This is a genomic window from Collimonas sp. OK412, from assembly GCF_900112135.1.
Classification (GTDB): Bacteria; Pseudomonadota; Gammaproteobacteria; order Burkholderiales; family Burkholderiaceae_D; genus Collimonas; species Collimonas rhizosphaerae.
Genome location: NZ_FOLC01000007.1, coordinates 100,466 through 123,381, shown reverse-complemented (window position 1 = coordinate 123,381; position 22,916 = coordinate 100,466). Strand labels below are relative to the sequence as shown.

21 protein-coding genes and 1 other RNA gene are annotated in these 22,916 nt (G+C 59.1%); 8 read left to right on the top strand and 14 right to left on the bottom strand.

All coding sequences use genetic code 11. From position 1 onward, the window contains the following. Nucleotides 1-8: 8 nt before the first annotated feature. The 4 genes from BM062_RS09935 (at nucleotide 9) to BM062_RS09920 (ending at nucleotide 6,539) form a co-directional block, all read left to right on the top strand. Nucleotides 9-1,205, top strand: a complete 1,197-nt coding sequence (locus BM062_RS09935) for an efflux RND transporter periplasmic adaptor subunit (protein ID WP_092396308.1) — start codon at nucleotides 9-11, stop codon at nucleotides 1,203-1,205. Further along, nucleotides 1,202-4,351 (top strand): efflux RND transporter permease subunit, encoded by a 3,150-nt coding sequence (locus BM062_RS09930; protein WP_092396306.1) that lies wholly within the window; start codon nucleotides 1,202-1,204, stop codon nucleotides 4,349-4,351. Before BM062_RS09935 ends, BM062_RS09930 begins: the two co-directional genes overlap by 4 nt. A gap of 104 nt (nucleotides 4,352-4,455) precedes the next feature. After that, on the top strand, nucleotides 4,456-5,145 hold the full coding sequence (locus tag BM062_RS09925) for a heavy metal response regulator transcription factor (protein WP_092396304.1): 690 nt from the start codon (nucleotides 4,456-4,458) through the stop codon (nucleotides 5,143-5,145). After that, nucleotides 5,142-6,539 carry a heavy metal sensor histidine kinase gene (locus BM062_RS09920; protein WP_092396302.1) on the top strand — a complete coding sequence of 466 codons (1,398 nt, stop codon included), beginning with the start codon at nucleotides 5,142-5,144 and terminating at the stop codon, nucleotides 6,537-6,539. Before BM062_RS09925 ends, BM062_RS09920 begins: the two co-directional genes overlap by 4 nt. 94 nt (nucleotides 6,540-6,633) lie before the next feature. Here BM062_RS09920 and ffs read toward each other — a convergent pair. After that, nucleotides 6,634-6,732: signal recognition particle sRNA small type (gene ffs / locus BM062_RS09915), an RNA gene on the bottom strand. Between the two features lie 103 nt (nucleotides 6,733-6,835). Continuing rightward, entirely contained in the window at nucleotides 6,836-8,320 is a 1,485-nt protein-coding gene (ubiD, locus tag BM062_RS09910) for a 4-hydroxy-3-polyprenylbenzoate decarboxylase (RefSeq protein WP_092396300.1), read from the bottom strand. A gap of 570 nt (nucleotides 8,321-8,890) precedes the next feature. Here ubiD and BM062_RS09905 point away from each other — a divergent pair. Then, nucleotides 8,891-9,853, top strand: a complete 963-nt coding sequence (locus tag BM062_RS09905) for a transglycosylase SLT domain-containing protein (protein ID WP_092396298.1) — start codon at nucleotides 8,891-8,893, stop codon at nucleotides 9,851-9,853. Between the two features lie 95 nt (nucleotides 9,854-9,948). Here BM062_RS09905 and BM062_RS09900 read toward each other — a convergent pair whose 3' ends face one another. From BM062_RS09900 to BM062_RS09875, 6 genes are all read right to left on the bottom strand, one after another. After that, a complete protein-coding gene (locus BM062_RS09900; RefSeq protein ID WP_092396296.1) occupies nucleotides 9,949-10,671 on the bottom strand; it encodes an ABC transporter ATP-binding protein in 723 nt (240 codons plus the stop codon). Beyond that, nucleotides 10,671-11,441, bottom strand: coding sequence for an ABC transporter ATP-binding protein (locus BM062_RS09895; RefSeq protein ID WP_092396294.1), 771 nt, complete (start codon nucleotides 11,439-11,441; stop codon nucleotides 10,671-10,673). The genes BM062_RS09900 and BM062_RS09895 overlap by 1 nt, the downstream gene beginning before the upstream one ends. Nucleotides 11,442-11,450: 9 nt before the next feature. Continuing rightward, nucleotides 11,451-12,665: an ABC transporter permease subunit gene (locus tag BM062_RS09890; RefSeq protein WP_092396292.1), complete on the bottom strand. Its 1,215-nt coding sequence runs from the start codon at nucleotides 12,663-12,665 to the stop codon at nucleotides 11,451-11,453. A 14-nt stretch (nucleotides 12,666-12,679) separates the two neighbouring features. Further along, nucleotides 12,680-13,609 (bottom strand): branched-chain amino acid ABC transporter permease, encoded by a 930-nt coding sequence (locus tag BM062_RS09885; protein WP_092396290.1) that lies wholly within the window; start codon nucleotides 13,607-13,609, stop codon nucleotides 12,680-12,682. 621 nt (nucleotides 13,610-14,230) lie between these two features. Then, nucleotides 14,231-15,169 (bottom strand): 4-hydroxy-3-methylbut-2-enyl diphosphate reductase, encoded by a 939-nt coding sequence (gene ispH / locus BM062_RS09880; protein WP_092396520.1) that lies wholly within the window; start codon nucleotides 15,167-15,169, stop codon nucleotides 14,231-14,233. A gap of 28 nt (nucleotides 15,170-15,197) precedes the next feature. Further along, the gene (locus tag BM062_RS09875) at nucleotides 15,198-15,653 is read right to left on the bottom strand and encodes an FKBP-type peptidyl-prolyl cis-trans isomerase (RefSeq protein WP_092396288.1); all 456 of its coding nucleotides are present in this window, start codon (nucleotides 15,651-15,653) and stop codon (nucleotides 15,198-15,200) included. A 112-nt stretch (nucleotides 15,654-15,765) separates the two neighbouring features. On the opposite strand from BM062_RS09875, the gene radC reads away from it, so the two are divergent. The 3 genes from radC to rpmG all read left to right on the top strand — a co-directional run bounded on the left by radC (nucleotide 15,766) and on the right by rpmG (nucleotide 17,002). Further along, entirely contained in the window at nucleotides 15,766-16,440 is a 675-nt protein-coding gene (gene radC, locus BM062_RS09870; RefSeq protein WP_092396286.1) for a RadC family protein, read from the top strand. Nucleotides 16,441-16,575: 135 nt separating this feature from the next. After that, nucleotides 16,576-16,812: a 50S ribosomal protein L28 gene (gene rpmB, locus BM062_RS09865; protein WP_014005219.1), complete on the top strand. Its 237-nt coding sequence runs from the start codon at nucleotides 16,576-16,578 to the stop codon at nucleotides 16,810-16,812. Nucleotides 16,813-16,834: 22 nt separating this feature from the next. Beyond that, nucleotides 16,835-17,002 carry a 50S ribosomal protein L33 gene (rpmG, locus tag BM062_RS09860; protein ID WP_009667251.1) on the top strand — a complete coding sequence of 56 codons (168 nt, stop codon included), beginning with the start codon at nucleotides 16,835-16,837 and terminating at the stop codon, nucleotides 17,000-17,002. Nucleotides 17,003-17,200: 198 nt separating this feature from the next. On the opposite strand, the gene BM062_RS09855 is transcribed toward rpmG, so the two are convergent. From BM062_RS09855 to BM062_RS09830, 6 genes are all read right to left on the bottom strand, one after another. Next, nucleotides 17,201-18,394: a DesA family fatty acid desaturase gene (locus tag BM062_RS09855; protein ID WP_371326572.1), complete on the bottom strand. Its 1,194-nt coding sequence runs from the start codon at nucleotides 18,392-18,394 to the stop codon at nucleotides 17,201-17,203. A gap of 123 nt (nucleotides 18,395-18,517) precedes the next feature. Further along, nucleotides 18,518-19,891, bottom strand: coding sequence for a mechanosensitive ion channel family protein (locus tag BM062_RS09850; RefSeq protein WP_092396282.1), 1,374 nt, complete (start codon nucleotides 19,889-19,891; stop codon nucleotides 18,518-18,520). Between the two features lie 55 nt (nucleotides 19,892-19,946). After that, the gene (locus BM062_RS09845; RefSeq protein ID WP_092396280.1) at nucleotides 19,947-21,200 is read right to left on the bottom strand and encodes an RsmB/NOP family class I SAM-dependent RNA methyltransferase; all 1,254 of its coding nucleotides are present in this window, start codon (nucleotides 21,198-21,200) and stop codon (nucleotides 19,947-19,949) included. Nucleotides 21,201-21,264: 64 nt separating this feature from the next. Beyond that, nucleotides 21,265-21,894: a phosphoribosylglycinamide formyltransferase gene (gene purN, locus BM062_RS09840; RefSeq protein WP_092396278.1), complete on the bottom strand. Its 630-nt coding sequence runs from the start codon at nucleotides 21,892-21,894 to the stop codon at nucleotides 21,265-21,267. A gap of 60 nt (nucleotides 21,895-21,954) precedes the next feature. Continuing rightward, nucleotides 21,955-22,353, bottom strand: a complete 399-nt coding sequence (locus tag BM062_RS09835; RefSeq protein ID WP_092396276.1) for a barstar family protein — start codon at nucleotides 22,351-22,353, stop codon at nucleotides 21,955-21,957. A gap of 53 nt (nucleotides 22,354-22,406) precedes the next feature. Then, nucleotides 22,407-22,829 carry a guanyl-specific ribonuclease gene (locus BM062_RS09830; protein WP_092396274.1) on the bottom strand — a complete coding sequence of 141 codons (423 nt, stop codon included), beginning with the start codon at nucleotides 22,827-22,829 and terminating at the stop codon, nucleotides 22,407-22,409. Nucleotides 22,830-22,916 lie beyond the last annotated feature (87 nt).

The following is a 22,916-nucleotide window of genomic DNA, read 5'->3' as shown; positions in this document are numbered from 1 at the left end:
CGATAAACATGACCCCCACACTTTCCAAACCGCGTTCCACGCTGCTGATCACCGCCGCGATACTGGTCCTGATCGGCGCCGCCGGCTGGACCATGGTCCACAAGGCCGACGCCCAGACGGCGCCGAAGGCTGCCGCCGGCCCGATCTCGGTCAGCACCGCCAGCGTCTCGCAACAGGATGTGCCGATGTACCTGAGCGGAGTCGGCACCGTTACTTCGAATGCCAGCGTCACCGTCAAGGCCCGCATCGACGGCCAGCTCGACAAGGTCGGTTTTATCGAAGGCCAGGACGTCAAGGCCGGCCAGCTGCTGGCGCAGATCGACCCGCGCACCCTGCAGGCGCAGCTGGACCAGGCCGTCGCGCAAAAAGCCAAGGACCAGGCGCAGCTGGCCAACTCCAGGCTTGACCTGCAGCGTTACACCACGCTGGTGCAACAGGACGCCGCGACACAACAGACGCTGGATGCCACGCGGGCGCAGGTCACGCAGCTGCAGGCCGCGGTGCAAGCCGATGAAGCGCAGATAAACTACGCCAAGGTGCAGCTCAGCTTTACCCGCATCCTGGCGCCGATCAGCGGCCGGGTCGGCGCGCGCCTGGTCGATCCGGGCAATATCGTCCATGCCGCGGACGCCAACGGCCTGGTGGTCATCAACCAGATCGATCCGATCGCGGTGGTGTTCACCCTGCCGGAAGAAACCTTCCAGAGCATCAACAGCGCCCTGCGCGGCAGCCAGAAGCCGCTCAGCGTGTTGACCTATGCGCGCAACAGCAGCGCCCTGCTGGCGCAGGGAAACCTGGCGCTGCTCAACAACCAGATCGATACCAGCACCGGCACGGTGCAGCTGAAAGGCATTTTCCAGAATCCCTCGCATGTATTGTGGCCAGGCCAGTATGTCAATGTCAGGCTGGTCCTGGGTGACCGCAAGCAGGCGCTGACGGTGCCGGCGGCGGCAGTGCAGCGCAGCCAGGACGGCACCTACGCGTATGTCGTCAACGCCGACAGCACGGTGAAAATACAGGCGATCCAGGTCGCCAATATCCAGGACGGCCTGGCTGTGATCGACAAGGGACTGGATGCGGGACAGCGAGTGGTGGTCGACGGCCAGTACAAGCTGAAACCCGGCGCCAAGATCGTGGACGCCGGCGCCGCGGCTAGCCCCGCTCCTGCAGCCGCGGCAGAAAAAGCAAGCAAGGCCGGCAAATGAGCATCTCCGCGACTTTCATCAAACGGCCGATCGGCACCACGCTGCTCGCCATCGCGATTTTCCTGATCGGCGCCGCGGTGTGGCCGCTGCTGCCGGTGGCGCCGCTGCCGCAGGTCGACTTCCCGACGATCCAGGTCTCCGCCAACCTGCCCGGCGGCAATCCGGAAACCATGGCGTCGAGCGTGGCGCAGCCGCTGGAGCGGCAGTTTTCCCTGATCGCCGGCCTGTCGCAAATGACTTCGACCAGCTCGCTCGGTTCTACCCAGATCACGCTGCAGTTCGACCTCAACCGCAGCATCGACGCCGCAGCGCTCGACGTGCAGGCAGCGATCACCGCCGCCAGCGGCCAGCTGCCGGCCAACCTGCCGAGTCCGCCGACCTTCCGCAAGGTGAATCCTGCCGACTCGCCGATCCTGGTGATGGCGGTGCAATCGGACGCGTTGCCGCTGATCCAGGTGAATGACTATGCCGACAATATCCTGGCGCAGCAGATTTCGCAGATTCCCGGCGTCGGGCTGGTGAATATCGGCGGCGTGCAAAAGCCGTCGGTCCGGATCCAGGTCGACCCGACCAAGCTGACGGCGATAGGCATCAGCCTGGAAGATATCAGGGGCGTGATCGCCAGCCTCACCGTCAACCAGCCCAAAGGCACGGTGGACGGCGCCAAGCAAAGCTTTACCGTGTACACCAACGACCAGCTGCTGAGCGCTGAACCGTGGAACGACATGGTGCTGGCCTACAAGAATGGTGCGCCGATCAGGGTGCGCGATGTCGGCGTCGCCGTCGATGCCGCGGAAAACCTGAAGGTCGCCGGCTGGGCCTACGCCGGCGCCGCCGCGCCGGCCGGCAACACGATTACCAACGGCCGTTCGATCGTGCTGGCGATCACCAAGCAGCCGGGCGCCAACGTGATCGAAACCGTGGACCGCATCAAGGCTGCCCTGCCGCGCCTGCAAGCGGCAATCCCGCCGACGGTGCACGTCAACACACTGATCGACCGTACCCAGACCATCCGCGCTTCGGTCGCCGACGTCGAATTCACGCTGGTGCTGACCATCGCCCTGGTGGTGCTGGTGATTTTCCTGTTCCTGCGCAACGTCCCCGCCACCCTGATCCCGAGCGTGACCGTGCCGCTGGCGCTGCTCGGCACTGCCGGCGTCATGTTCCTGCTCGGCTTCAGCCTCGACAACCTGTCGCTGATGGCGCTTACCATCGCGGTGGGCTTCGTGGTCGACGATGCGATCGTGATGCTGGAGAATATCTACCGCTACGTCGAAGAAGGCATGCCGCCGATGGAAGCGGCCTACAAGGGGGCAAGCGAAATCGGCTTCACGATTATCTCGATTTCGGTCTCGCTGGTGGCGGTGTTCATTCCGCTGCTGCTGATGGGCGGCATCGTCGGCCGCCTGTTCCGCGAATTTGCGATCACCGTGACGCTGACGATCGCAGTCTCGGTGGTGATTTCGCTGACCTTGACGCCGATGCTCTGCTCGCGCTTCCTTAAATCGCATACGGCTGAATCGCATGGCCGCATGTACCAGATGTTCGAACGCGGTTTCGACGCCATGCTGAACGGCTACAAACGCGGCCTGAATGTGGTGCTGCGCCATCAATTCGTCACCCTGATGGTGTTCTTCGCCACCATGGCTGCCACCGTGGTGCTGTTCATCGTCATCCCGAAGGGCTTCTTTCCGCAACAGGACACCGGCTTCGTCTACGGCTTTGCCGAATCGGCGCAGGACTCTTCCTTTGTTTCGATGAACAAGCGCATGCTGGCCCTGGCTGACGTGGTGCGCAAGGATCCGGACGTGACCGGCTTCGGCATGAGCGGCGGCGGCAACACCTTCAACACCGGCAATTTCTTCATCAGCCTGAAACCGAAGGACGAAGGACGCACCGCCAGCGCCGATGAAATCATCACGCGCCTGCGGCCGCAGCTGGCCAAGGTGCAAGGGGTCAACCTGTTCCTGCAGGCAGGCCAGGATATCAACGTCGGCGGCCGCCTGTCGCGCACCCAGTACCAGTACACGGTGACCGACTCCAACCTGGATGAACTGAACGTCTGGGCGCCGAAACTGCTGAACCGTTTCCGCCAGCTGCCGCAACTGACCGACGTCGCCTCCGACCAGCAAAATGCCGCCGCCGCCGCCAACCTGACCATCGACCGTGCGCGCGCTTCCAGTTTCGGCATCACGCCGGCGCTGATCGATTCGACTATCTACGACGCCATCGGCCAACGCCAGGTGGCCCAGTACTTCACCCAGATCAACAGCTACCACGTGATCCTGGAAGTCACGCCCAAGCTGCAGGAAGATCCGGAACTGTTCAACAAGCTCTACCTGACCTCGCCGGTGACTGGCCAGCAAGTCCCGCTGTCGACCTTTGTCACCATCGACACCAGCAAGACTTCGTACCTGTCGATCAGCCACCAAGGCCAGTTCCCGGCAGTGACGATTTCCTTCAACCTGGCGCCGAACGTGGCGCTGGGCGAGGCGGTCGAGGCTATCCAGAAGGCGCAGAGCGAGATGGGCGTGCCAACCACCCTGACCGGCGCTTTCCAGGGTACGGCCAAGGCGTTCGGCGATTCGCTGTCGTCGCAGCCCTACCTGATTGCGGCGGCGCTGGTTGCGGTGTATATCGTGCTTGGACTGCTGTATGAAAGTTATATCCATCCGCTGACGATCTTGTCGACCTTGCCGTCGGCCGGCGTCGGCGCCCTGCTGATCCTGATGATGGGCGGTTACGACCTGAGCGTGATCGCCCTGATCGGCATCATCCTGCTGATCGGCATCGTCAAGAAGAACGGCATCATGATGATCGACTTTGCGCTGACGGCGGAACGGCAGCACGGCATGAAGCCCGAAGAAGCGATTTACCAGGCTTGCCTGCTGCGCTTCCGCCCGATCATGATGACCACCATGTGCGCCCTGCTGAGCGGCTTGCCGCTGATGCTGGGCCATGGCGCCGGCTCCGAATTGCGGCGGCCGCTGGGTTATGCCATGGTGGGCGGCCTGGTGCTGTCGCAGGCGCTGACCTTGTTCACGACACCGGTGGTTTACCTGTACCTGGACCGCGCCCACTACTGGTACATGCGGCGCAAGGAAGCGCGGCAGGCGCGCAAGGCGGCCCGCAAGGCTGCTGCATGATAAATTCAAGGTAACGCGACAAATATAATGCAGGCAATGAAACATCCTCCTGCATATCGGCACAGTGCCGGCATGCGGGAAACTAGCCAGGAGACAGGCTACACATGAAGATCCTGATCGTCGAAGACGAACTGAAGACAGCCGATTACCTGTGCAAGGGCCTGACCGAGCAGGGTTGCGCGGTCGACGTTGCGCACAATGGAACCGATGGCCAGCACCTGGCGCTGGAGCACGACTACGACGTCATCGTGCTCGACGTCATGCTGCCCGGCATAGACGGTTTTACGGTCCTGCACGCCTTGCGCGCCATCAAGCAGACTCCGGTCATCATGCTGACCGCGCGCGATCGCGTGGAAGACCGCATCAAAGGCTTGCAAGGCGGCGCCGACGACTACCTGGTGAAACCGTTTTCCTTCCTCGAACTGCTGGCGCGGCTGCAGGCGCTGACCCGGCGCGGCCGCGCCTTCGAGCCGGCGCAGCTGCGGATTGCCGACCTGCAAATCGACCTGATCAGCCGCAAGGCGTATCGCGCCAACATCCGCATCGACCTCACCGCCAAGGAATTCTCGCTGCTGGCGGTGCTGGCGCGGCGCCAGGGTGAAATCCTGTCCAAGACCGCAATCGCCGAGCTGGTCTGGGACATGAATTTCGACAGCAACACCAACGTCGTCGAAGTCGCCATCAAGCGTTTGCGCGCCAAGATCGACACGCCGTTCAGCCCCAAGCTGCTGCATACGATACGCGGCATGGGTTATGTGCTGGAACCGCGCACTCTCCAGGAGAGCAGCGAATGAAACGTTCCATCACCGTACGCCTGGTGGCGATGTTCGCGCTGGCGGCGCTGCTGATTTTTTCCCTGATCGGCAGCGCGCTGTATGGCGTGCTGCAACGCGAGCTGGCGCGCCACCAGCAAGACGAACTCAACACGCGTTTCCTCGATACCCGCTACATGATCGGCCACAACGGCGATCCGGTCCGCTGGCCGCGGGTGCAAGCCAAGCTGGACACCCTGACACCGGCCGACGGCAGCATCCGTTACTGGGTGCTAAGCGACGATCCCCGCTTCCAGTACGGCAAAGGCCTGGCCGACGTCGAGCAGCTGGACCGCAATCCGAACGGCATGGGCATCATGACGCTGCACGGCCGCGAATACCCGCTGCACACCATGGTAGGCACCATCGAGCCGTTCCAGGAACGGCCTGCGGTGCGCCTGATCGTGGCGGTCGACGCCGCGCCTTACATGCACACCTTGCATGCCTTCATGATTGCGCTGGTCGGCCTGTCCCTGCTGGGCGTGCTGCTGGTCATGCTGCTTGGCTACTGGATCGCGCAAGTCGGTTTGCGGCCGTTGAAACAACTGTCCAGCGCCGCGCAATCGCTGGGGCCCAGGACCTTGTCGCAACGCTTGCAGATTTCGCCGCTGCCGGGCGAGCTGTCGGACCTGACGATTGCCTTCAACGGCGTGCTGGAGCGCATGGAAGGCGCCTACAACCAGCTGGAAGCCTTCAATGCCGATGTCGCCCATGAGCTGCGCACGCCGCTGGCCAACCTGATCGGCGAAACCCAGGTAGCGCTGTCGCGGCAACGCACCGCGCCGCAGTTCGAGGAAGTGCTGCAATCGAACCTGGAAGAGCTTGAGCGCCTGCGCTCCATCATCAACGACATGCTGTTCCTGGCGCGCGCCGACCAGGGCGAGGCCGCCACCAGCCTGGTGCGCACTTCGATTGCGCAGGAAATCGGCAAGACCGTGGAGTTTTTTGAGTTTCTCCTGGACGATTCGAAAATGACGGTGAAAGTGGCCGGTGACGTGAATGCCGAAGCCTCCATCGAAACCTCGCTGTTCAAGCGCGCGATGAGCAACCTGCTGCATAACGCGATCCAGCATTCCAATCCCGGCGCCGCCATTGCGGTGACGATCACGCAGCAGCCCGAGGTGATCAGGATTGCCGTGTCGAACCCGGGCAAGCCGATTGCCGACAGCCATCTGCCGCGCCTGTTCGATCGTTTTTACCGGGTCGACGCCGCCCGCAACGACAAGGACCAGAGCCAGCTGCACGGCCATGGCCTGGGATTGGCGATTGTCAAGGCAATCGCCAAGATGCATGGCGGCGGCGTGTTTGCCGACAGCACGGACGGTACGACAACGATAGGCTTCAGCATTCCTGCCGGCGCAGCGATGCTGCCTTGACAAGCTCGGGCTTGCACGGATGGTGACGCTTGCCATGAATAAACGGCAATCGCGAAGACGAACGTGGGGAGTAATACGGAAATAACTAGAGGGTAGAGGCGAGCCTTGTCTGCGGCACTTGCAGGAAATGGCTGTGGCTGCTTCGTTCCCGACCTGACCAGGTTGACCACGCCACAATGCGCAGGGGCCCGCCGGGGTGAATTGTACCGCATTGCGGCATTGCTGGCAGGGCTTTTTCATCCCTGCCGCCATTTTCTGCCGGCACCGCCGGCAAACCCAGCCTAACAAGCCTCGTTTTATATGCCCAGTTCCTGCCAGATCTGGTCGACGCGCGTCTTCACCTCAACCGACATGCTGATGGTGCGCCCCCACTCGCGGCTGGTTTCACCCGGCCACTTGTTGGTGGCGTCGATCCCCATCTTGCTGCCCAGGCCGCTGACCGGGGAGGCGAAATCGAGATAATCGATTGGCGTGTTGTCCACTATCGTGGTGTCGCGGATCGGATCGACCCGGGTAGTGATCGCCCAGATCACTTCATTCCAGTCGCGGATGTTGACATCTTCATCGACCACCACGATGAACTTGGTATACATGAACTGGCGCAAGAAGCTCCAGACGCCGAACATCACCCGCTTGGCATGGCCGGCATACGCCTTCTTCATCTGCACCACCGCCATGCGGTAGCTGCAGCCTTCCGGCGGCAGATAGAAATCGGTGATTTCGGAAAACTGCTTTTGCAGCAAGGGGATGAACACTTCGTTCAACGCCACGCCGAGCACCGCCGGCTCGTCCGGCGGCTTGCCTGTATACGTAGAGTGATAAATCGGCGACTTGCGCATCGTGATGCGGTCGATGGTAAATACCGGGAACCAGTCCTGCTCATTGTAATAGCCGGTATGGTCGCCGTATGGCCCTTCCAGCGCCATTTCATAACCGGACGGATGGGACGGGTCGGGATTGATATGCCCTTCCAGCACGATCTCGGCCGACGCCGGCACCCGCAGCTCGCTGCCGATGGCCTTGACCAGCTCGGTACGGCTGCCGCGCAGCAGGCCGGCGAACTGGTATTCGGACAGGCTGTCCGGCACCGGCGTCACCGCACCTAATATAGTAGCGGGGTCGGCGCCGAGCGCTACCGCCACCGGATACGGCTTGCCGCCGGTTGCAATCGCGTGCTCGCGGAAATCGAGCGCGCCGCCGCGATGCGCCAGCCAGCGCATGATCACCTTGTTGCGGCCGAGGACCTGCTGGCGGTAGATGCCAAGGTTCTGGCGCTTCTTGTGCGGTCCTTTGGTAATCACCAGGCCCCAGGTAATCAGCGGCGCGACATCGCCTGGCCAGCAGTGCTGGATCGGCAGCCGGGCAAGGTCGACGTCGTTGCCTTCCCAGACGATGTCCTGGCACGGCGCCGAACGATGCTCCTTGGGCGCCATGTCCCACAACGATTTGACCAGGGTGCCGAGGCCGAGGATATCTTTGAAACCTTTCGGCGGCTCGGGCTCTTTCAGCATCGCCAGCACATGGCCGATGCGCCGCAATTCGCTGACATCGTCGGCTCCCATGCCAAGCGCAACGCGGCGCGGCGTGCCGAACAGATTGCCTAGCACAGGTATCGAATGTCCGACCGGATTTTCAAAAAGGAGCGCCGGGCCGCCTGCCCGCAAAGTGCGATCGCAGATTTCCGTCATCTCCAAATAGGGTGAAATCGGCGTCGAAACGCGTTTCAGCTCACCAATCTGTTCCAATTTGACAATAAAATCACGTAAATCTGAATATTTCATGGGTTTTACAATTTAAATGAATGTTAATTCAGCAATTAAGCCATTTTGGCCAAGTGCTTGATTTTATTGGCTTGCGGCGGCAAACCGGCGCATTCTTTAGACATAAAAGTTATTGATTATATTTTTCATAGTATTGACTTGATATAAAACGCCTCCTACAATGCGCCCAGCTTGAAGCAGTCGCATCGCCCAAAAAGCGATTTTCATGTCGACTCTCAATACTCACGGGATCGGGGTCCCACATGACATTTTAAGGAGTGTTTTCAAAAGGCGTCAGCCTTCTCCCCCGGACAAGTTGTTTGCCTGTAGCCGGCGCGCTCTACTGCGGCCGATCGATCCAAAGCTACTTAAGCGCAAGCAGCAACGACGCAACGGCACACCGCAGATCATATGCGATGCCTTGCGATATTGATTACGGTGCACGCAGCATTCGGTAGATTCGCTCCAGCTTTAACCAGCCTTATCAAGGAGCCTGCATGCGCCGCGACGATTCAGGAGGTTCAATTGTTAGCAAGATCTACCAGAGCACTACCCGGTTGGGCGACGCTCGACCAAGCAAAGAAATTCGGCATGCAATCCGTTAATGGCGTGTTTTACGCCCGCGACACCGTCGGCGGCCTCATCGCCACTACCCGCATCACCGTACTGTTCAGCGCCATGCTGGCCATCATCGGCTTCACCACCATGCTGGTGAAACCTGACTTGGCATACAAGATTCAAAACCTGCCGCTGTTCGCCAGCAGCACTGAACCTAAAGCTGCGCCGCTGGCTGCGGCTGCACCGGTGCTTTCCAGCCAGGCCGATACCGCCCCCAAGGTGGCGAACCTGACGGCGCCGGCGACCGGCAACAATCATGTGCTGCACATGGACAGCTTGGCGAACAAGGCCATCAAGCCGATCGACAGCTCGCGCCAGCAGCAATGGGTCACCAGCTGGCTGTCCAAGCGTTATCGGGTAGCGGGCGACGCCACCAACGTGTTCGTGACCACGGCCTACAAGACAGCACGGGAAACCAAGCTCGACCCGTTGCTGATCCTGGCCGTGATGGCGATCGAATCCGGCCTGAATCCGTTTGCCGAAAGCCCGGTGGGCGCACAAGGCCTGATGCAAGTCATGTCTAAGGTGCATGAAGACAAGTTTGAAAGCATGGGCGGCATCAAGGCAGCCCTGAATCCGACGGCCAACATCAAGGTCGGCTCCATGATCCTCAAGGATTATGTAACCCAGGGCGGTTCGGTCGAAGCCGGCTTGAAACGTTATGTCGGCGCTGCGGCGTTCGCCAATGACGGCGGTTACGGCTACAAGGTACTGGCTGAATATCGCCGCCTGCAAGACGTCGCCATCGGCAAGAATGTGCCTTCGACCGGTTCGACAGCACCGATCGCTACACCGAAACCGCGCGCAATCCAGACCACGGCGTCGCCAAGCGACGCCAGCCCGACACCGGCTGAAGCCGCTGTGACCGTGCCGGATGCGATTGAGCATCGGATCCAGCAGTCGGACAATCAGTTCAATTCGCTGCCGATGACCTGATCGCCCCTTCCGCCTGCAATAAAAAAAAGAGCCTATGGCTCTTTTTTTTCGTTCCGGCAAACCGGCCGGGGTTGCGGACAACCCGGCCGTAGCAGTTATTCACCCAGGTATGCTGCCTTGACCTTAGGATCATCCAGCATGTCCTTGGCATTGCCGCTCATGGTCACCAGGCCGGAATCCATCACATAAGCCCGGTGCGCTGCTTCCAGCGCCAGCTTGGCGTTCTGCTCGACCAGCAGGATCGTGATGCCTTGCGCGGAAACGGTGCGGATCACTTCGAAGATCTTTTCCACCATGATCGGCGACAAACCCATTGACGGCTCATCCAGCAACAGCAGCTTGGGATGGCTCATCAGGGCACGAGCCATGGCCAGCATCTGCTGCTCGCCACCCGACAAGGTGCCAGCCATCTGCGCGGCGCGCTCTTTCAGGCGCGGGAATACGCCAAACCACTTGTCGATGTCAGCCGCAATACCGGCCTTGTCGTCACGGGTATATGCGCCCATCAAAAGGTTTTCCTGGATGCTCATGCGCGTAAACACGCCGCGGCCTTCGGGCACCATGGCCAGCTTTTGCTTGACCAGGTTAAACGACGTCAGGCCTTTAGTGTGTTCGCCCAGGTAGTGCATCTCGCCTTCGACTTTACACTGCGGCAAGGTACCGGTGATGGCTTTCAGCGTAGTGGTTTTGCCGGCGCCGTTGGCGCCGATCAGCGTCACCAGTTCGCCTTCGTTGACCTCCAGGTTGATGCCCTTGACAGCCTGGATGCCGCCATAAGCGACTTTCAGGTTGCTGACTTTGAGGATATTGGTTGCCATTAGTGACCACCTCCCAGATAGGCTTCAATCACGGCCGGGTTCTTCTGGATTTCGGCCGGCAATCCTTCGGCAATCGGCTTGCCGTAGTCCAGCACGGTCAGGCGGTCGCACAAGCCCATCATCAGCTTGACATCATGTTCGATCAGCAAAATGGTCTTTCCTTCATTCTTGATTTTCACCAGCAGCTCGCGCAGCGCCAGTTTCTCTGTAGCGTTCATGCCGGCGGCAGGCTCGTCCAGCGCCAGCAGCTGCGGATCGGTCGCCAGCGCGCGGGCGATTTCCAGGCGGCGCTGGTCACCGTACGACAGGTGACGCGCAGTACGATCGCCAAAACGGCCGATACCGACGAAATCCAGCAGCTCTTGGGAACGCTTGCGGATCGCCAGTTCTTCCATGCGCGCAGCCTTGTGGCGGAACACCGCGCCGAACACGCCCTGGTGGGTACGCACATGGCAACCCACCATGACATTTTCCAGCACGGTCATCTCGCCGAACAGGCGGATGTTCTGGAAGGTGCGTGCGATGCCCGCCTTGGCCACTTTATGCGGCGCCGACGGCGAATAGGGCTTGCCGGCCAGCTCGAAGGAGCCGGTGTCGGCCTGGTACAGACCGGTAATGACGTTGAAAAAAGTCGTCTTGCCGGCGCCGTTCGGCCCGATCAGGCCGTAGATCTGCCCTTTCAGGATCTGGATGTTGACTTCCGACAGGGCTTGCAAGCCGCCAAATCGCTTATTGACGCCGGAGATGCTCAGAATTGTAGGTGCGCTCATGTGATCTCCTTATGCCTCTACCACGCCGGTCGCCAGCGTAGGTTTATCGATATCGGCATCCGGCCGGTCCTCGTGCTTGGGCGCAGGCCACAAACCAGCAGGGCGAGTCAACATGATGACCACCATCGCCAGGCCGTACAGCAGCTGGCGCAAGACTTCGGCATCGATCAGCACCTTGCCGAACACCGCCATCTGCATCGGCTCCACGGTGTGCCGCAGCACTTCCGGCAAGGCCGCCAGCAGGATGCCGCCGAGCACCACGCCCGGGATATGGCCCATGCCGCCCAGCACCACCATCGCCAGCACCGCAATCGACTCAGTCAGAGAGAACGATTCAGGCGAGACAAAACCCTGGAACGAGGCGAACATGGCGCCGGCCACGCCGCCGAACGAGGCGCCCATGGAAAACGCCAGCAGCTTCATGTTGCGGGTATTGATGCCCATCGCCTTGGCGGCGATTTCATCTTCGCGTATCGCCACCCAGGCGCGGCCCAGCCGCGAATTCTGCAGACGGATCGAGATGAAGATGATCGCCATGCACAGGATCAGGAACAGGAAGTAGTAGGCATTGACCGACGGCATGCCGAAACCGCCGACATACACCATGGCGCTGGAACCGCGTTCGCCGGCCAGCGAAACGCCGAAGATACGGATCGGGTCGATCAGGTTGATCCCTTGCGGGCCGTTGGTGATATTCACCGGCGCGTTCAGGTTGTTCATGAAAATGCGGATGATTTCACCGAAGCCGAGGGTGACGATGGCCAGGTAGTCGCCGCGCAGCTTGAGCGTCGGCGCGCCGAGGATGGCGCCGAACAGGCCTGCCAGGCCAGCGCCCAGCGGCACGATCACCCACAGCGACAGGTGAATGCCGTTCTGGACAATCTCGGGACCGCAGACCATTACCAGGAAATTGCCGATGGCCGGATAGGTGTTGACGAAAGATTCCAGGACCGAAGCAAACTGCGGAGATGCCAGCAAGCCGGTCATGTAGGCGCCGATCGCATAGAAAGCGATGTAGCCCAGGTCCAGCAGGCCGGCGAAGCCGACCACGATGTTGAGACCTAGCGCCAGCATGATGTAGAGCAGCGCGAAGTCCATGATGCGGACCCAGGAATTGCCGAAATTCAAGGCAATGAACGGGAAGATCGCGAACAGGATCACAAGGGCGACCAGGCTGGTGTAAGCCTTGGTCGGGTTCTTTTTGGTGTCGAAGAAATTAGCCATATGTCCCCCTCCGGTCAAGCACGGTCAGCAACACGTTCGCCCATGATGCCGGACGGACGCAAGGTCAAGACGATAATCAGGACGATGAAGGCAAAAATGTCCTGGTAGTTGCTGCCGAAGAAATTGCCCGTCAGGTCGCCGATGTAGCCGGCGCCCAGGCTTTCGATCAGGCCCAGCAGGATACCGCCCAGCATGGCGCCGTAGATATTGCCGATACCGCCCAGCACCGCAGCGGAAAATGCTTTCAAGCCAGGCACGAAGCCCATGGCGAACTGCGCCGATGAATAGTTGGCGCCCCACATCACGCCGGCAACTGCCGCCAGCGCGGCGCCGATGGCGAAGGTCATCACGATGACGCGGTTGGAATCAACCCCCATCAAGCCGGCAACCCGCGGGTTCTCGGCAGTGGCGCGCATGGCGCGGCCCATCTTGGTTTTCTCGACCAGCATCACCAGGCCGAACATCGAGGCGGCGGCCAGCACCAGCAGCATGATCTGCGTCGGCGAAATCAACGCGCCGAAGATATGCACAGGATCGGAAGGCATGACTTGCGGCACCGGCAGCGGGCTGCGGCCCCAGATCATCATGGCGAAAGTCTGCAGCAGGATGGAAACGCCGATCGCCGTGATCAGCGGCGCCAGGCGCGGCGCATTGCGCAACGGCCGGTAGGCGACCCGTTCGATGATCAGGCTGATGATGACGCAGACCGGGATGGCGCCGATGATGGCGATCGCCAGCTGGACAATCCCGGGCAGGCCTGGCGCCACGTGCTGCAGCAGCTTGAGGATGGACAGTCCGACCATGGCCCCGATCATCAGGATGTCGCCGTGGGCGAAGTTGATCAGGTTCAGCACCCCGTACACCATCGTGTAACCGAGGGCAATCAACGCATACATGCTTCCCAGCACCAAGCCGTTGATAACTTGTTGGATAAAGATATCCATAATTTCCTTGTTCTATGTGTTTTGGGTCAAATCGGTCAGAACACTATTGCGACCATAGGCAGCACAGCAAAAATCATTCCCGATACAAAAACGGCACCCTGGATAAAGTCCTAGTGCCGTTGGGAGACGCCCTTCCTCTCATCTGCAACGATGGCTGGAAGGGTAATTTGGCATCGCGTGAATAGCCGGAATAAGAAAAAAGGATTGGGTATGCATACTCGTTTGTCTCCTATACGTCTTTCTGCAAAAACGTTTTTTGTCTTAGAGCGCCTTGCCGTGGCGGCAATGCACTATTACTGTGCAGATTATAGCTAACGTTGAGCGATAATCAACTCTGACAGTACTGCAATATTAACCTGCTGCCCGCGGTTCGCACAGTTTTTTACATTCAAACCGCAGCGCCGCAATGATAGCTAGGAAAACAAAAAACTATCGATGGAAAAGTGGAGTTTCTTCGAAATATAATTTCGCGCCAGAATAGGGCGGCAAGGCCGCTGGACGCGGCTTTTGCCAGGGAATCCAGGCAGACAAGGAATAGAAGTAACGCGGAAGTGAAATAGTATTACCAATAATTGTCACTAAATAATTATAGGCATATTGCCTGTTCCGCCATCTTCCCGCCTAAACCCTCGCCAGCCCCTTGGGCATGGGGAAAGTGACATTCTCTTCGGCGCCGTCCAGCGTACGCACATTCTTGGCGCCGCAGGCTTTCAGGCGGTCTATCACGGCCTGCACCAGGATTTCCGGCGCCGACGCGCCGGCGGTGACGCCGATCCGGTTTTTCCCTTGCAGCCAGGCCTGGTCGATCTGTTCAGCGTTGTCCACCATGTAGGCGACGGTGCCCTTCTTCTCCGCCACTTCGCGCAAGCGGTTGGAATTCGAGCTGTTCGGGCTGCCGACCACGATCACCATGTCGACCTGCGGCGCCATGAATTTGACCGCCTGCTGGCGGTTGGTGGTGGCGTAGCAGATATCGCCCTTTTTCGGCTCGGTGATGCTGGGGAATTTCTGCTTCAGCGCCGCGATCACGTCGGCGGTATCGTCGACCGACAAGGTAGTCTGCGACACATAGGCCAGCATGTCGGGATTGCCTACCTGCAGCCGCTCGACGTCGGCTACGGTCTCGACCAGGTGCATGCCGTCATTGGTCTGGCCCATGGTGCCCTCTACCTCGGGATGGCCTTCATGGCCGATCATGACGATTTCGCGGCCTTCGCGGCGCATCTTGGCGACTTCCATGTGGACCTTGGTCACCAGCGGACAAGTCGCATCGAACACTTTCAAGCCGCGCACTTCGGCCTCTTCCTGCACCGCCTTGGAGACGCCATGGGCAGAAAAAATCACGGTGTTGCCGGCCGGGACATCGGCCAGCTCCTCAATGAAAATGGCGCCCTTGTTGCGCAGGTCCGCCACTACATAAGCATTGTGGACAATTTCGTGACGCACATAAATCGGCGCGCCAAACTGCTCCAGCGCGCGCTCGACAATTTCGATCGCGCGGTCGACGCCGGCGCAGAAACCGCGCGGCTGCGCCAATAAAATCTCTTTATCCATATTCATATCCATGTTCATGCGCTTCGGCCGCAAACTACAAAATGCCGATGATTTTCACTTCGAACTTGAGCGACTGCCCGGCCAGGGGATGGTTGAAATCGAACAAGGCCCCCTGCTCGTCAATCTCGCGCAGCACGCCGGCAAACCGGCCGCCGCCCGGCGCCGCGAACTCCACCAGGTCACCGATACGATACTCCTCTCCCAGCTGGGAGTTCTGGCGCAGCGTGGCGCGCGAGACACGCTGGATCAGCTCGGGGTTGCGCGGCCCGAAAGCCTGCTCCGGCGGCAGATCGAAGGTTTGATGCGTGCCTTCCGGCAAACCCAGCAGGCAAGCTTCCAGGAAAGGCGCCAGCTGGCCCATGCCGAACTGCAGGGTAGCAGGCGATTCCTTGAAAGTGGTGACGATATCTTCGCCATCTTGCGAGGCGAGGCGATAGTGCAAGGTCAGATAGGATGCTTCGGTAACGACTGGGAGAGACAAATTAGACATAAATTAGGCAAAAGCACCATTAACAAAAAAATAACTGCCGATCAGAAGATGATATTGTAAGCCACCTTGGACCATATGACGTGGCCGATACCGGCCCTACCCCGATTACACCATGGCAATTACTGACTGGCCTGCGGATCAGAGGCCGCGCGAACGCTTGATCAAGCTTGGCCCGCAAGCGCTCTCCGATGCGGAGCTGCTGGCGGTATTCCTGCGGGTTGGCGCCGCCGGCAAAAGCGCGGTCGACCTGGGACGCGAGATGACCAGCCGTTTCGGCTCCCTGAATCGCCTGTTTTCCGCCCCGCTCAAGGAATTCTCTGCGATCAACGGCCTCGGCCCCGCCAAATTTGCCCAGCTGCAAGCGATACTCGAACTGGGCAGGCGCTCGCTGGTGGAAGAACTGCAGGCCGGCAGCAGCTTCGACGCCCCCGCCGCCGTCAAGCAGTACCTGCAGCTGCTGCTGACCAACAAACCCTATGAATCATTCCTGGTGCTGTTCCTGGACGTCAAGAACCGCCTGATCTGCGCCGAAGAACTATTCCGCGGCACGCTGACCCACGCCAGCGTCTATCCGCGCGAAGTGGTCAAGGCCGCGCTGCGGCACAATGCCGCCAGCGTCATGCTCGCGCATAACCATCCATCCGGCACGCTGGAGCCAAGCGCCGCCGATTGCCGGCTGACGCAAACCCTGAAGCAGGCGCTGGACCTGATCAGCGTCAGGGTGCTGGATCATTTCATCGTGGCCGGCACGCAAGTACACTCTTTCGCCGAGCATGGCCAGCTGTAAATCCCTGGATTTCAAATTGTTAAATCAACGAGCGCGCAGAAGACACAATTGTTTTCCGCAAGTCATTGAAAAATCTCATTTTTTTATATATACTCTCCTTTTTTCCAGTTTCGGAAATCTTTTAGGAGTAAAAACATGGCACGTGTCTGCCAAGTCACCGGGAAGGGGCCGATGGTCGGCAACAACGTTTCCCATGCAAACAACAAGACGAAACGTCGCTTTTTGCCTAACTTGCAAAATCGCCGCATTTTCGTTGAGTCTGAAAATCGCTGGGTCTCCCTGCGCTTGTCCAACGCCGGCTTGCGCGTGATCGACAAAATCGGCATCGATGCCGTGTTGACCGATTTGCGCGCTCGTGGCGAAAAAGTCTAACTAGCAGAATAAAGGAAGAATCATGGCGAAATCAGGCCGCGACAAAATCAAGCTGGAATCGACCGCAGGTACAGGTCATTTCTACACCACCACAAAAAACAAGCGTACGACGCCGGAAAAAATGTCGATCATGAAGTTCGACCCGAAGGTTCGTAAGCACGTTGAATACAAAGAGACCAAGATCAAGTAATTGATCCTGCTCTGCAAAAAGCCCCGCAAGACATCTGTCCTGCGGGGCTTTTTTACGTCCCTACGCTGCGGCAGGCGTCCGGGCCTGTGCAGCAACGCCCCCGCAAACACGTCGGGCGAAAAAAAACGGTCCGATTTGCATGGACCGTTTTCTTGGCAGGATCAGACGCCTCAATACAACAGCGCCCTGTCCAGCGACTCAGGAATAACTACGCAGGCGCAGCGAGAAATCCTGCAGCGACTTGATGCCCGACGCTTCGGCACGTGCGCACCAGTCTTGCAGCTGATGCAGCAACTGATCGCGCGTAAAGTGTGAACGCTCCCATATCGCACCCAGCTCAACCCGCATCTCGTGCATGGTTTGCAGCGCTTTGCTATGCAGGAACAACTCGGTCAATTGCTGCTTCTGCGGCGCTTCCAGCTTGGTCGGTTCGCGTTGCAGCAGTTTCTTCGACGACTTCAGGAAAACGGCGCCCTGCTTGGCTTTGTCTGTCAGCTGGCCGCGCTCTTCATGCCAGGCGCTCTTCAGCGATTTGGCGTACTTGGCCATGACGTCGTAGCGGTTGGCGATCACCGATTGCAGCGTGTCCAGGTCCGGCACCAGCTTGGTGTGGTTGAATTTTGGCGCAGGTGCGATTTTCTTGACCTTGGCCAGGCCGCAGATTTCCAGCATGCGGATATACATCCAGCCGATGTCGAACTCGTACCACTTCGACGACAGCTTGGCGGAAGTGCCGAAGGTGTGATGATTATTGTGCAGCTCTTCGCCGCCGATGATGATGCCGAACGGGATGATGTTGGTCGCAGCATCGTTGCAATCGTAGTTGCGATAGCCCCAGTAGTGGCCGATGCCGTTGATGATGCCGGCAGCGGTAATCGGGATCCAGACCATTTGCACGGCCCAGACGCTGACGCCGATGACGCCGAACAGCATGATGTCGATAAACAGCATGGCCACGATGCCCAGCGCGCTGTGCTTGGTATACAGGTTTCTCTCGATCCAGTCGTCCGGTGTGCCATGGCCGAATTTTTCCATGGTTTCCAGGTTCTTGGATTCTGCACGGTACAGCTCCGCGCCTTCCCAGAATACTTTCTTGATGCCGCGCGTTACCGGGCTATGCGGATCTTCCTCGGTATCGCACTTTGCGTGATGCTTGCGGTGGATCGAAGCCCATTCCTTGGTCACCATGCCGGTCGTCAGCCACAGCCAGAAACGGAAGAAATGACTTGGAATCGCGTGCAGGTCGAGAGCGCGGTGAGCTTGGCAACGGTGCAGGAAAATAGTCACTGCAGCAATCGTGATATGTGTCACGACCAGCGTGAACACGACGACCTGCCAGGCGCTCGCGCCTGTTACGCCATTCGATAAGAAATCGAGTATTGCATTGAACACTATGTGTACTCCATGTGTAGATGGGTAGATGATGCCACTGCTTATTTACAGTGAGATACGGGTAAGTTGACGGGTAGTTACCGAACAGTTACCCGAATTTCGAGTGCAATTGTACCCTTATTATTAGATGTTTTTGGGTTTTGGCGCGCCGCGCAGGCGATCTAATGGCAAATCTTGTTGCGAATCGGCGTCGAAATTACCTTTATACAACTCCGTCTCGTGCATCATCCTGATATCCCGTTTCACCTGTGCAACCTTAATGTGACGGGCTTGCAACACGCGCCAGATGGCACGGTTAACGTCAGACAACACATTCAGCCGGCCGTTCTCCGGATCCGTGATCCAGAATCCGACCTCTAGCTCTAGCCCGTCGGGACCGATCTTCAGCAGCAAGGCCTGCGGCAGGATTTCGTGCGACACCCGCTCAACCTCGACCACAACCTGCTCCAGCAGCAACAATACGCTTTCGACATCGTCCTGATGCTCGATCGTCACATGCGCCGCCAGGCGCAGCACGCGGTTGGTCAGCGAATAATTCTGCACCGAATTGATCATGAAGACTTCATTCGGCACCACCGTATCGATCCCGTCCAACCCTTGCAGCACGGTGTAGCGGCTGTTGATCTGGACCACCTTGCCGTAAAACGTGCTGACCCCGACCATATCGCCGATCGCCAGGCTGCGCTCCAGCAAAATCACGAAGCCTGACACATAACTGCTGGCGATTTTCTGTAAACCAAGCCCCAGCGCCACGCCCAAAGCACCGCCGAATACCGACAGCACCGTCAGGTCGATGCCCACCAGTGACAAGCTCAGCAATACGGCAATCAGGATCAGGACAGCGCGCGCCATGCGCGCCACCACCGTGCGTACCGACGAATGCACGGTATTGACGCGCATCAGGCGCTCTTCCAGCGCGGCGCCGGCCCACAAGGCAATCACCAGCGTCACCAGCACCGAGACCAGCGCCTGCATGATCGCCAGCAGCGACACCTTGTAGCGACCGATAGGCAGCACCGTGCCGTCCAGGTAGTCGAACAGGTCTGGCCACCAGCCGGTGATGTACAGCAGCAAGCCGATCCAGACCAGCACGCCGAAACTCTTTTCAAACAGCAGCAGGAAGGTGCCGACGCCGCTGTTGCGCGCGAAAACCCGGCGCAAGACATAAAACACGAAACGCATCAGCGCCAGCGAAGCCACCAATGGGATCATCAGCCGCATGATATCCACCGGCTGATGCCATTTCTGCAGCGCCAGCTTGACCAGTATCAGCAAAAGCAAGGTAATGATGGGAGTCAAGACCTTGGCAAAACTGCCGAGTCCGATCTGCATCGCCGGCGGCTGCACCGTACTGACGCTGAAAGTGCGCCGCAGCAGGCGAGCCAGCAGCCAGCCCAGGCCTACGCATAACAACAGCAGGCCGACCTGCGCCGGCAAACCCGGCGCACGCAAGCTGTTCAGCAGGTCGTTGAGTAGTTCGGTAAAGATATCTGGCATTATTTTGCGTACAGCGTAACGTCCTGGCGGTCACGTCATCAGTCGAACCGCCTGCTTATTTGCGCACGAACACCGCGGCAAAGAAACCGTCGGTCTGGTGCTGGTGCGGCAACAGCTTGAGATAGTCGCCCATCTCCAGTTCAATCTTTTGCTCGGCCAGTACATCTTTCATCGGCACCAGCGAGAAATCTTCGTGGCTGGCCAGGAACTGCGCCGCGATCGCGTCGTTTTCTTCATCCAGCAGGCTGCAGGTGCCGTACACCAGGCGGCCGCCAGACTTGACCAGGCGCGCAGCACTGGACAGGATCGCGATCTGCTTGGCATTCATCTCGACAATCGCTTCCGGCGTCTGCCGCCATTTGACGTCCGGATTGCGGCGCAGCGTGCCGAGGCCGCTGCACGGCGCATCGACCAGCACCCGGTCGATCTTGCCGGCCAGGCGCTTTACCTTGCCGTCATTCTCGTGCGCGATCAGTACCGGATGGATGTTGGACAAACCGCTGCGCGCCATGCGCGGCTTGAGTTTCGCCAGGCGTTTCTCGGAAACATCGAAGGCATACAGGCGACCGGTGTTGCGCATGGTCGCGCCCAGGGCCAGCGTCTTGCCGCCGGCGCCGGCGCAGAAATCGACTACCATCTCGCCGCGCTTGGCGCCGACGATCTGCGCCAGCAGCTGGCTGCCTTCATCCTGCACCTCGATCGCGCCGCTCTTGAACAGCGGCAGGTTTTGCAAAGTCGGTTTCTTGATGACGCGCAAGCCAAGCGGCGCATAAGGGGTCGGCTCGCACAAGATCGGCGCTTCAGCCAAAGCGGCGATGACGTCTTCCCGATTAGCCTTGAGCGAATTCACACGCAGGTCGAGCGGCGCCGGCTGGTTCATCGCATGCGCCAGCTGCAAGGTAGCGGCTTCGCCGTCGCGCGCCACCAGTTTGTCGAACAGCCATTGCGGCAAGTTGGAACGCATCAGCGGCGGCATCAGGTTACGATCGATCTCGGCGACCCGTGTCAGCCATTCGGTTTCTTCTTCAGACAAACCGCCCAGCGACTCGATGCTGACCGCATCGGCCAGGCCCAGCAGGGTCATGCGGCGCATGGTCGGGCCGTTGCCGGATTCGGCGAAGCTGGTGTAGATCGCCTTGTTGCGCAGCAGGCCGTAGACCGCTTCGGCGATCACGCCGCGCTCGCGCGAACCGAGCTTCGGATGATCGCGGAAATAGCGCGACAAGGTGCCGTCGGCAGGGCCGGTAAAACGTAAAATTTCGCGCAGAACTTCTTCGGTGTGACCGATGATCGCGGGAGGCAATCTCATAATGAATCTTTCATAAAAATCTTTTTAATCTGTTGGTCGCGCTCGGGCTTGCCAAACGCCGGTATTAGCGTTCGTGCGGAGCCGCACTGTTATGCACCCGTCCATCTTCGATGCTCAGCCGATTTTCGACAAACCAGCGCACTGCGCGCGGATATAGCTGATGCTCTTCGACCAGCACGCGCTGCTCCAGCGACTGTTCGGTATCGTCTTCCAGCACCGCCACCACGACCTGCGCCACGATCGGGCCATGGTCCAGCATCGGCGTGACAAAATGCACGGTCGCGCCATGCACCTTAACGCCGGCCTGCAGCGCTTGCCTGTGGGTCGCCATTCCTGGAAAACTCGGCAGCAAAGAGGGATGGATATTCAGCATGCGGCCGGCATAATGCTCCACCAGCGGCGCAGTCAAAATACGCATGAAACCCGCCAGCACCACCAGGTCCGGGGCAAATCCGTCAATCACGAGGCGTAAGGCGGCGTCGAACTGTTCACGATCAGGATAGTCTTTATTCGCAACCACTGCCGTTGGAATGCCTTGGGCAGCGGCAAATTTCAAACCCTCGGCATCTGCCCGGTTGCTGATGATAGCGGCGATTCTGGCAGGCCATTGTTCGGTTTGAGCGGCGCGGACGATGGCTTGCATGTTGCTGCCACGCCCGGAAATCAGGATAACAATGCTTCTCATGGCGCGCATTGTACCCGTTGCAATGCTGTTTTTGATTAAAAACAGCGGTAAATTTTGATTAAAACTGTGTTACTGGAATGAATAAAAAACGCGAAAAGCTACTTTTTTGTCGGCCCAGAAATCGGCGCTGTCGCGGAATACGTCGAGCAGGGTTTCCCGTGCTTCCTTGTCGAACTTGGGGGTATTCGGCAGTTGTTCGATCACCACAATGAAACCCGGCTGCGGGCCGGCTTTGTGGGCCAGGTCGGTCAGGCAATCGGCCAGCGCGTCGAAATTCTTGCCGAAATGCTTGGGAAAATGGAAGGCGTGGGCGATATTTGCCAGCACTTGCTGTTTAGTCGTTGCTTCCGCGCAATAGGCATACAGGAAATGCTGCCCGAGGCGGCTGGCCTCCGCCTGCAGGTCGGTCACACGGAAGGCGCGGATGGACTGCACTACATTTGGCGGTACGGTTTTAAACAAACTCATTTTTCCCTCAGCTAGAGCAATGATGATGGATTGCTGTTGTTTTTGTATCTCAGTCACTCTTGGATGCGTCTGAAAGTTTGATAATGATTATCAGTGTAGTAATACTCGCCTGAGGTCTGTGGATTGCCGCCGGCGATGATCCGGCGTGCGCCGCGGTTGCGGGAACGCGGCGTTTTCACCGTGAATTCGTGGTAATACCCGCGCCGCTGCCTGGGCAGCATCCCTTCATAATTGCCGAATACCACGCCATCCTTGGCGTACGGGAACGGTCCGCCCTGCTTAATCAATATCAATGTCGCTTGCGCTTCCTGCGGCAACTGGCCTACCGAAACCACATCCTGCGGCAGGGATTCCCTTGCAAATACTTGAAAAGACAGCAGCAAGCCAAGCAACAGCAAGATTCCGTTACGCAATATAGCCACGGCGAAATCGGAACTTAGACCAGGGAAATGGCGCCGGGTTGCGTGGCTTTTCATAAATTTAATATTTTATGGTTCTGATACCGTAGGGTAACGTGTTGATGAAAACGAATCAACCCGTATCCTTGTCACGGCTGCAAGTGT